Genomic DNA, 9,514 nt, shown 5'->3' with positions numbered 1-9,514 from the left:
AGCGTTAGGGAAACGCCCGGTTACATTCCGAACCCGGAAGCTAAGCCTTTCAGCGCCGATGGTACTGCAGGGGGGACCCTGTGGGAGAGTAGGACGCCGCCGAACAATTTTTAGCCTCAACCCCCGGACACCGTCCGGGGGTTGAGGCATTTTTGCGTTCTAGGCTGATCGCATGCGCTATGACCTCGTCATCTTCGACAACGACGGCGTGCTCGTCGACAGCGAGCCGCTCTCCAACCGGCTGCTCGCCGGCTACCTCACCGAACTCGGGCACCCCACCACGTACGAGGACTCCCTCCGCGACTACATGGGGGCCGCCCTGCACCGGGTGCACGACCTGGTCCTCGAACGGACCGGACAGCGGCTGCCCGAGGACTTCGACACCGCCTTCCACGCGCGGGTCTTCGCCGCCTTCCAGGAGGAACTGGAGCCGGTGGACGGGGTGGTGGAGGTGCTCAAGCGACTGGCGGCCGACCGGGTGCCGTACTGCGTGGCCTCGTCCGGGAGCCACGAGCGGATCCGGGTCGGGCACCGGAAGACCGGGCTCGACGCCTGGTTCCCCGAGGAGGTCGTCTACAGCGCCGAGGACGTGGGGCGGGGCAAGCCCGCGCCGGACCTCTTCCTCCACGCCGCCGCGCGGATGGGGGTGGCGCCCGGGCGGTGCGTCGTCGTCGAGGACAGCCGGCTCGGCGTACAGGCGGCCGTGGCGGCCGGGATGGACGTGTACGGGTTCACCGCGATGACGCCGGAAGACCGGCTGGCCGGGGCCAAGGGCTTCTTCTCGCGGATGGAGGAGCTGCCCGGGATTTTGGGTCTGTGATCCATCTACCCATCGGTAGGTGACGGCCCTACGCTGAGCCGCCATGACCGATGCACGGCTGCGGCGGGGGCGGTCTTCCCTGGCCTTCAGCTTCTTCGTCCAGGGCGTGGCCTTCGCCCTCCTCGTGACCCGCATCCCCGGGATCCAGGACCGGTACGGGATATCCGACGGGCTGCTGCCCCTCTTCCTGGCCGCCGTGCCGATCCTCGCCGGGGTGGCGAGCGTGGCGACGGAGAAGGTCGTGGCCCGGGTGGCGCCCTCCCGGGTGCTGCGGTGGTCTCAGCCCGTCGTCCTGCTGGCCCTGCTGGCCGTGGGCGCCGGCGACGCGCTGTGGACGGCCGCCGTGGCGCTCGGCGCGTTCGGGCTCTCCGTCGGCGCGCTCGACGCGTCCATGAACATGCTGGGGGTGAGCCTCCAGCGGGCGTACGGCCGGAGCATCATGCTCGGCTTCCACGCCGCGTACAGCCTCGGCGGGATCGCCGGGGCCTCGCTGGCCTGGGCGGGGGCGCACTGGCACCTGTCGCTGTTCTGGTCGTACCTGCCGGTGGTCGTGGTGCTGGCGCCGGCGGCCTTCCTCGGCAGCCGGTGGTACGTGGACGGCAAGGCCGCCCCGGACGGGGCCGCGGCGGAGAAGGGCGGCGGGGCGCTGTCCTTCCGGCTGCTGCTGCCGCTGTGCCTGGTGATGACCTTCGCGTACATCGGGGACTCGACGGTCTCCAACTGGTCGGCGAAGTACCTCCAGGACGTGCTCGGCAGCTCGGAGGAGGCGGCGACCGTCCCGTACAACGCCTACATGGTGACGACGCTGCTCGGGCGGGCCGTGGGCGACCTCGGGGTGCGGCACTTCGGGGCGTCGGCGGTCGTGCGGGCCGGGGCGGTGCTCGCGGCGTGCGGGTTCGCGCTGGTGGCAGCGGCGCAGTCGGCGTGGGTGGGGATCGCGGCCTTCACCGTGCTGGGGCTCGGGCTGAGCGTGATCGTGCCGCAGACCTTCGCGGCGGCCGGGCGGCTCTTCCCGGAGAACAGCGACGCCGCCGTCGCGCGGCTCAACGTCTTCAACTACGTCGGCTTCCTCGTCGGCTCGCCGCTCGTGGGGGCCCTCGGGGACGCGTGGAGCTACCGCGGGGCCATGGTGGTGCCGATGGTGCTCGTCCTGGTGACGGTGGTGTACGCCACGTCGTTCGGCGCGCGAGAGGCCCGATACGGTGGCGGGCATGAGCGGCCGCGCACTGTTGATGTGGGATGAAGCTGTCACGGGGTACGACTTCGGGCCCCAGCACCCGATGGACCCGGTGCGGCTCGCACTGACCATGGGGCTGGTCCGGGCCTTCGGGCTCGACCGGGCGGTCGACGTGGTGGCCGCCAAGCCGGCCGGGGAGTCGACGCTGCGGCTCGTGCACCGCGAGGACTACGTGGCCGCGGTGAAGGCCGCCTCGGCGGATCCCCGCCACGCGGACCAGGCGTACGGGCTCGGGACGGTCGACGACCCGGCCTTCGCGGGCATGCACGAGGCGTCCGCGCTGATCGCCGGGCAGTCGGTGGCGGCGGCGGAGGCCGTGTGGCGGGGCGAGGCCGGGCACGCCGTGAACTTCTCCGGCGGACTGCACCACGCGATGCCCGGCGGGGCCGCCGGGTTCTGCGTCTACAACGACGCCTCGCTCGCCATCGCCCGGCTCCTGGAGCTGGGCGTGGAGCGGGTCGCGTACGTGGACGTCGACGTCCACCACGGCGACGGGGTGCAGGCGGCCTTCTGGGAGGACCCGCGGGTCCTGACGGTCTCCCTGCACGAGCACCCGCGGACGCTGTTCCCGCAGACCGGCTGGCCCGAGGAGACCGGGGCGCCCGGGCCCGGCGAGGGCGGCGCGGTGAACGTGGCGCTGCCGGCCGGGACCGGGGACGCCGGCTGGCTGCGGGCCTTCCACGCGGTGGTGCCGGAGCTCCTCGCCGACTTCCGGCCGCAGGTGCTCGTGACCCAGCACGGGGCGGACACCCACTTCGACGATCCGCTGGCCCACCTGGCCGTCTCGCTGGACGCCCAGCGGGCGGTGCAGGAGGCGTGCCACGAGCTGGCGCACGCGTACGCGGACGGGCGGTGGGTGGCGCTCGGCGGCGGTGGGTACGCGGTCGTCGACGTCGTACCGCGGTCGTGGACCCACCTCGTGGGGATCGCGGCGCACGCGCCCGTGGCGCCCGGGACCGTGATCCCGTCCTCGTGGCGGGACGAGGTGTACGCGCGGACGAGGCAGCTGGGGCCCGGGCGGATGACGGACGGGCGGTGGCCCGTCGACTTCCGTGAGTGGTCGGCGGGATACGACCCCGCGGACCGGCTGGACCAGGCGGTGCTCGCGACCCGGAAGGCGGCCTTCCCGCTGCGCGGTCTGCTGGCCTGAACCCCCGCTCTGTTACGCCAACTGTGCGGTGCGCGACGGATTTTGACGTTCCGGCAGGAGCGATCCGGCAGCATCGGGAGGGTGTTGAGTACCGGGGCGCTGCGGGCGCATCTGTTGGCGGCGGGGTTGGCGGGAACCGTGGCGACGTCGCGGGAGGAGAGTCTGCGGAGTTATCGGCTCTTCGCCGCGCGCGACCCCCGGGTGACCCTGGGGCTGATGCCGGCCGGGGGCTGGGACGAGTCCGCGCTGCTGCGGCTGATGGCGGAGAAGTGCGGGGTGTCGGGGGACCCGGCGCATCGCTCGGGGCCGGACGTGATCGATCCGGAGCGGACGCTGCGGGGCCTCGACGACTTCGGGGGGCGGCTCGCGGCGGTGGCGGCGCGGCGGGCCCCGGTGCTGTTCGGGACGGGGCATCCGCACCGGCTGCTCGGTTTCTACGCCGCTCTCGCAGACGCTCTGTCGGCGGCGGGATGTGACGTACTCACCCCGGCGCAGGGGAGATGTGTCGACATAACGACCCGGTTCGGTCTACGCACCCACGTCCTCGACTACGTACGCGGCGTCGCCTTCGTACGGGAGGCGGGGCCGCCGGAGGGCGGGCGCGAGCAGGGGGCGCACTCCCACTCGGCGCTGCCGGTGCGGGCCGCGCTGGAGAGCGCGGCGCGGGCCGGCGGGCCGCTGCCGGAGCTGGTCGTCGGGGACCACGGGTGGGTCTGCGGCGCTGGTCAGCTGGGTATCGAGGCGATCGGGCTGGCCGACACGAACGATCCGGCGCTCTTCGTGGGAGAGGCCGAGGGGCAGGTGTCGGTGGCCGTCCCGCTGGATGACGGGGTGCGCTCGGCGTACTACCGTCCCCTCACGCGCTATGTACTCAATCGAGCGTGTCTGTCACGGTAAACGGGCGATAGGGGCTCCTCTTCCCCACTCGTACCACCCGCCCCTAGTCTGATCCGTGAGCGTTCGACGACGAAGAGTCACCGGAGGGGAAGCCGGTGCGCGTCGCGGCGGAAGGTACAGGTGGGTCATGGCTGCTGGCGATCGGCCTCTCAACGAGGTCAAGTTCCTGACCGTGGCGGAAGTCGCCGCGGTGATGCGCGTGTCGAAGATGACCGTGTACCGCTTGGTGCACAGCGGTCATCTGCCGGCGATCCGGGTGGGCAGGTCCTTCCGGGTCCCGGAACAGGCGGTTCACGCGTACCTGAGGGAGTCGTACGTGGGGGTGGGGACCGCGTAGCGGGCGCGCGGTCGACCTCCGGCCGAACGGCCGGTGAGCCGCGTCCGGCCCTCGGATTACTCGTGCGGTGCCAGGGGCGGTAGGCTAACCCCTCGTAGGTCGTGTGGGCCCAGACGCCCCGCACCAGTGAGAAGAAGTGAGCGAGGGTAGTCGTGGGCTCTGTTATCAAGAAGCGGCGCAAGCGGATGGCCAAGAAGAAGCACCGCAAGCTGCTCAAGCGCACGCGCGTTCAGCGTCGCAACAAGAAGTAGGCGGCGGCCGCGCGAGCGGTTTCCCGTGCGTGAAAAGACGTGGCCCTTCACCGGCATCGGTGAGGGGCCACGTTTTCATTGCGCCGAAATCCACAGGCGCTACGGTGGCGGCTACGGATAGACGCCAGGGAAGTTCGGACGGAAGGCGCTGATCTTGGGCAAGGTCGTGCTCGTCACCGGTGCGGCCCGGCATCTGGGGGGCCGCTTCGTGCGGCGGATCCAGCGGGACCCGGAAGTGGAGCGGGTGGTGGCCGTGGACGCGGTCGAGCCCGGGCATCCGCTGGGGGCGGCCGAGTTCGTCCGGGCGGACATCCGCCGGCCGGCCATCGCCAAGGTGCTCGCGGAGCACGAGGTGGACACGGTGGTGCACCTCGACGTGACGGGGACGGCGCTGGGCGCCGGCGGCCGGACGTCGGTCAAGGAGACCAACGTCATCGGCACCATGCAGCTCCTCGGGGCCTGCCAGAAGTCGCCGAGGGTCGGCCGGCTGGTGGTGAAGTCCAGCACGAACGTGTACGGCTCCGCGCCCCGCGATCCGGCGGTCTTCACCGAGACGACCCCGGCGAAGTCGCTGCCGAGCGGTGGTTTCGCGAAGGACGCGGTCGAGGTCGAGGGGTACGTACGGGGCTTCGCCCGGCGGCGGCCGGACGTGGCGGTGTGCGTGCTGCGGTTCGCGAACATCCTCGGGCCGCGGGTGGAGTCCCCGCTGACCGAGTACCTGTCGCTGCCGGTGATGCCGACGGTCCTGGGCTACGACCCGCGGCTGCAGTTCGTCCACGAGGACGACGTGATCGACGTGCTGCGCCTCGTGGCGCAGGAGCCGCGCCGGGCGTCGCTGAACAGCGGGACCTTCAACGTGGCGGGCGACGGGGTACTGCTGCTCTCGCAGTGCGCGCGCAGGCTCGGGCGGCCGACGGTGCCGGTGCTGCTGCCGGCGGTGACGTGGGTGGGTTCGGCGCTGCGGACGGTGGGGCTGACGGACTTCGCGCCCGAGCAGATCCGGCTCCTCACGCACGGGCGGGTCGTCTCGACCGCGCAGATGCGGGAGGCCCTGGGCTTTCGGCCGCGGTACTCGACGGCGGAGGCGTTCGCGGACTTCGCGGCGAGCCGGGGGCCGGGCCTCCTGCCGCCGGAGAGACTGGCGGGGGCGGTGGACCGGCTGGCCGGCCGGATCGCCCCGGGCGCGGCGCCGAACCCTTCTCCCGACTCTCACGACGGTGCCTGAGGAGCAGCGACAGCGATGGCGGACGCCAAGGTGATTCCTTTCGACGACGACCGTTCGCGGGTCCGGCGGCGGCCGGGCCGGCCCGAGGAGCCGTCCGGTCCCGAGAAGGGGCCGGCGGCGGTACGGGCGCTGCCGGGGGCGCGGGAGGTGCCCGTCGGCCCGGACCCGGAGGCCGGGGCGGAGCCGGTACCGGAGCCGGAGGGGGCGGAAGGGGCGGGTGCGGGGGCCGGGCGGGCGGGCTGGGAGCGGCGGCTCGCGGGCGGCCTGGCGTTCCTGCGGCGCCGGGTCACGGGCGAGTACGAGGTGGACGAGTTCGGGTACGACGCCGAGCTGACCGACCAGGTGCTGATGTCGCTGCTGCGCCCGCTGTACGAGAAGTACTTCCGGGTCGAGGTGAAGGGCGTCGAGAACATCCCGGAGAAGGGCGGGGCGCTGATCGTTGCGAACCATTCCGGGACGCTGCCGCTGGACGGGCTGATGATGCAGGTCGCGGTGCACGACCACCATCCGGCGGGCCGGCATCTGCGGCTGCTCGCGGCGGACCTGGTCTTCGTGCTGCCGGTGGTCAACGAGCTGGCCCGGAAGGCGGGGCACACCCTGGCGTGCGCGGAGGACGCGGAGCGGCTGCTGCGGTCGGGGGAGGTCGTCGGCGTGATGCCGGAGGGCTTCAAGGGGATCGGGAAGCCGTTCTCGGAGCGGTACAAGCTCCAGCGGTTCGGCCGGGGCGGTTTCGTCTCGACGGCGCTGCGGGCGGGGGTGCCGATCGTGCCCTGCTCGATCGTGGGCGCCGAGGAGATCTACCCGATGATCGGGAACGCGAAGACGCTGGCGCGGCTGCTCGGGCTGCCGTACGTGCCGGTCACGCCGACCTTCCCGTGGCTGGGGCCGCTGGGGATGCTGCCGCTTCCGACGAAGTGGACGATCCAGTTCGGCGAGCCGATCCCGACGGATTCCTATCCGCCGGAGGCGGCGGAGGACCCGATGCTGATGTTCAACCTGACGGATCAGGTGCGGGAGCAGATCCAGCACACGCTCTACAAGCTGCTGGTGCAGCGGCGGTCGGTGTTCTTCTGAGTTCTGCCGGTGTTCCGCGTCCTGGTGGATGGACGAAGGGGCGCCCCCCGTCCGTGGGGGCGCCCCTTCTCCTTGTCAGCGAGCGTCCTCGCTGTCGATGCCGAGGCCTGGAAGGAGGCCCGGCAGGAGTGGCGGGATGGTGACGTCCGGAGGCGTGGGGGTCACCTGGCTGTCCTCGGGGGCGGGGGGTGTGCCCGTGGGGGACGGCAGGAGGCCGCCGGTGTTGCCGCCGAGGAGTCCGTCTTCCTCGGGGGAGGCGGTGCCGCTTTCGGCGCCCGGGCTCGGGGTGGTGCCGGTGCCGGTGGTGTCGCCCGTGCCGCCGCTCTGGGTGGTGCCCGAGGGGCGGGGGGTGGCGGAGTGGCCGTCCTGGGTGGGGGTGCCCTGGGTGGCCGGGGGCTGCTGGGTGTCCGTGCCCTGCTGGTTCTGCCGGGCGGTGGGGCTGCTGCTGGAGCCGCCGGGGGCGACCGCGCCCTTCTCCAGGGTGCGGGGCAGCATCGACTGGAGCGGCTCGACCTCCTGGTCTATGGCGTCGAAGACGCCGCTGACCTCTTCGCCGACGTCCGTGAGCTGGACGGGGAGGCGGTCGCGCAGGCCGTTCCAGGTGTCGCGGTGGGCCTGGGCGAAGGAGTTCAGCCGGGCCATGGGGGCGATCTCGCCGTCCCTGTCGTAGGCCTGGCGGAGCAGCCGGTGGCCTTCCTCGGCGTCGTGCTTCATGCCGCCGAGGGCGCGGCGGATCTCGCTGAGGGACTCGTGGTCGAGGTCGCCGGAGCGGGCGCGCTCCATGAGCCGGCGGGCCTCGCTGAGCCGGGTGGACGCCTGGTCGAGGTAGATGCCCCCGCGGTCGGCGTCGTCGTCGGCCATGCCCAGCTTGAGGTCTTCCATGCCCCGCTTGAGCCCGTAGAGGGAGTCACCGGGGAGGGCGTCGGAGCTGGCGGCGGCGACCCCGCCGAAGGCTCCGGCGGCCACGCCGACCGTGAGGCCGCCGGCGGCGAGCCCCTTGGTCCAGCGGGATCGTGGGCGGAGCTTCCGCAGCGGGGAGGCCCGGTGGGCGCCCCGCGTGCTCCGCTGTTCCGGGACGGCAGGGCCCGCGGCGGCCGTCCCCTGGGCGAACATCGCCTCCATGGCGGCGACGAGCTGCGCTCGCTGCACGACCTTGACCTCGGGGTCGAGCTCCGGTTTCGGCAGATCGCCGAGTCCGCTCGCCAAGGCCAACAGCCGTCCCTGGTCGCCCGTGTCGGCCGGGGCGTCGGGCCGGTCGGCCGCCTCGCCGTCGGGCGTCCGGTCCTCCAGGGCCTGGGCGAAGGCGTTCGCCCGCCGGTGCACGTTCGCGATCACTGGCGGCACCTCCTCTCGTCATGACGGTCGACTCCCCGGGGGGTCCGGAAGGTTGCCCTGCTTGAGCGGATCCACACGAACGAGTGAGGATCTGCGAGCAGGGCGTGACCACAGGGAGCCTGCATTTCGCACAACGAGCGGCGCGGCACTTGGGTTACGCGCGAAGGATGATCGGACCAGTGCGTCATCGATGCGTCACCGACTGTGATGTGGGACGGGCAGTGGTGGCGTGGGGGGAGAGGTATGGGTGAGGGGGACAAGTGACTTCACGGGGGGAGGGGACGGGGGAGGGGGCGGCGGCGGTCGGCGGCCCGCGCTGAGCGCGGGCGTCCTCTAGCGGGCGTCCTCGGGCAGGAGGCGGGCCAGGGTGCGGACGGCCCGGTACTGGAGGGTCTTGATGGCGCCCTCGTTCTTCCCCATGACCCGCGCGGTCTCGGCGACCGAGAGGCCCTGGAGGAAGCGGAGGGTGACGCACTCCTGCTGCTGGGGATTGAGGCGGCGGACGGCGTCGAGCAGTGCGGCGTTGGAGAGGGACTCCAGGACGGAGTCCTCCGGGCTGCGCTCGACCTCGTTGGCGTCGAGCATCTCGCCGGTGGTGACCTCCAGCCGGAAGCGGCTGGACTTGAAGTGGTCGGCGACCAGGTTGCGGGCGATGGTGACGAGCCAGGCGCCGAAGTCGCGTCCCTGCCAGGTGAAGGTGGAGATGCGGCGCAGGGCGCGCAGGAAGGTCTCGCTGGTGAGGTCCTCCGCCGTCGCCTTCCCGCCGACGCGGTAGTAGATGTAGCGGTAGACGGTGTCGCTGTACTGGTCGTACAGCCGGCCGAAGGCCTCGGCCTCGCCCGCCTGGGCGCGCTCGACCAGGTCCATCATGCGGGCGCTGTCGCTGTCGGCGGTGGGGCGTCGGGCGGCGGCCGAGTTGCCGGTGCCGCGCGCGCCCCTTCTGCCGACGGCGGCACCGCCGTCGGCCAGGGCATAGCAAGGGCCGGCCGGTGCCGGTGCGGCGAAGGCGAAGGCGGGCGCAGGACCGACGTACGCGGTGGGGACGAAGCCACGCAAGTGGTCGAGGACCGTTGCGCGCAGCGTAGCCAGGCCCGAGGCGTCAACCCCGACGTGTGGGTACACGGGACTCCCAGAGGCAGAGCTTCCATCACGTGCAGTGCGGATCCGTTCACTCGTGGTAGCGACGTG

General features: G+C 72.4%; 10 protein-coding genes and 1 rRNA gene. 9 read left to right on the top strand and 2 right to left on the bottom strand.

Annotated elements, in window-relative coordinates:
• The 9 genes from rrf to ACF1ED_RS23610 all read left to right on the top strand — a co-directional run.
• Nucleotides 1–105, top strand: a 5S ribosomal RNA gene (gene rrf / locus ACF1ED_RS23650); the annotation flags it as partial.
• A 67-nt stretch (nt 106–172) separates the two neighbouring features.
• Entirely contained in the window at nt 173–820 is a 648-nt protein-coding gene (locus tag ACF1ED_RS23645) for an HAD family hydrolase (RefSeq protein ID WP_391763504.1), read from the top strand.
• 43 nt (nt 821–863) lie between these two features.
• Nucleotides 864–2,063, top strand: coding sequence for an MFS transporter (locus tag ACF1ED_RS23640; protein WP_391763502.1), 1,200 nt, complete (start codon nt 864–866; stop codon nt 2,061–2,063).
• Complete coding sequence (locus ACF1ED_RS23635; RefSeq protein ID WP_391763500.1) at nt 2,032–3,207, top strand: acetoin utilization protein AcuC; 1,176 nt, start codon at nt 2,032–2,034, stop codon at nt 3,205–3,207. Before ACF1ED_RS23640 ends, ACF1ED_RS23635 begins: the two co-directional genes overlap by 32 nt.
• Nucleotides 3,208–3,288: 81 nt before the next feature.
• Nucleotides 3,289–4,104 (top strand): phosphatase, encoded by an 816-nt coding sequence (locus ACF1ED_RS23630; protein WP_391763498.1) that lies wholly within the window; start codon nt 3,289–3,291, stop codon nt 4,102–4,104.
• 127 nt (nt 4,105–4,231) lie between these two features.
• A complete protein-coding gene (locus tag ACF1ED_RS23625) occupies nt 4,232–4,441 on the top strand; it encodes a helix-turn-helix domain-containing protein (RefSeq protein ID WP_030495139.1) in 210 nt (69 codons plus the stop codon).
• A 152-nt stretch (nt 4,442–4,593) separates the two neighbouring features.
• A complete protein-coding gene (locus tag ACF1ED_RS23620) occupies nt 4,594–4,692 on the top strand; it encodes a 30S ribosomal protein bS22 (protein WP_003948845.1) in 99 nt (32 codons plus the stop codon).
• 154 nt (nt 4,693–4,846) lie between these two features.
• Nucleotides 4,847–5,917 carry an NAD-dependent epimerase/dehydratase family protein gene (locus ACF1ED_RS23615; protein ID WP_391763495.1) on the top strand — a complete coding sequence of 357 codons (1,071 nt, stop codon included), beginning with the start codon at nt 4,847–4,849 and terminating at the stop codon, nt 5,915–5,917.
• Between the two features lie 15 nt (nt 5,918–5,932).
• Nucleotides 5,933–6,991 (top strand): lysophospholipid acyltransferase family protein, encoded by a 1,059-nt coding sequence (locus tag ACF1ED_RS23610; RefSeq protein WP_391763493.1) that lies wholly within the window; start codon nt 5,933–5,935, stop codon nt 6,989–6,991.
• Between the two features lie 75 nt (nt 6,992–7,066).
• On the opposite strand, the gene ACF1ED_RS23605 is transcribed toward ACF1ED_RS23610, so the two are convergent.
• Together ACF1ED_RS23605 and ACF1ED_RS23600 are read right to left on the bottom strand one after the other, a co-directional pair.
• Nucleotides 7,067–8,326: a DUF5667 domain-containing protein gene (locus tag ACF1ED_RS23605; protein ID WP_391763491.1), complete on the bottom strand. Its 1,260-nt coding sequence runs from the start codon at nt 8,324–8,326 to the stop codon at nt 7,067–7,069.
• A 333-nt stretch (nt 8,327–8,659) separates the two neighbouring features.
• Nucleotides 8,660–9,448, bottom strand: coding sequence for an ECF subfamily RNA polymerase sigma factor, BldN family (locus tag ACF1ED_RS23600; protein WP_391763489.1), 789 nt, complete (start codon nt 9,446–9,448; stop codon nt 8,660–8,662).
• Between the last annotated feature and the right edge of the window lie 66 nt (nt 9,449–9,514).

This window comes from Streptomyces sp. NPDC014656, assembly GCF_043084305.1.
Taxonomy (GTDB): domain Bacteria; phylum Actinomycetota; class Actinomycetes; order Streptomycetales; family Streptomycetaceae; genus Streptomyces.
This window is presented reverse-complemented; position numbering and strand designations above follow the sequence as displayed.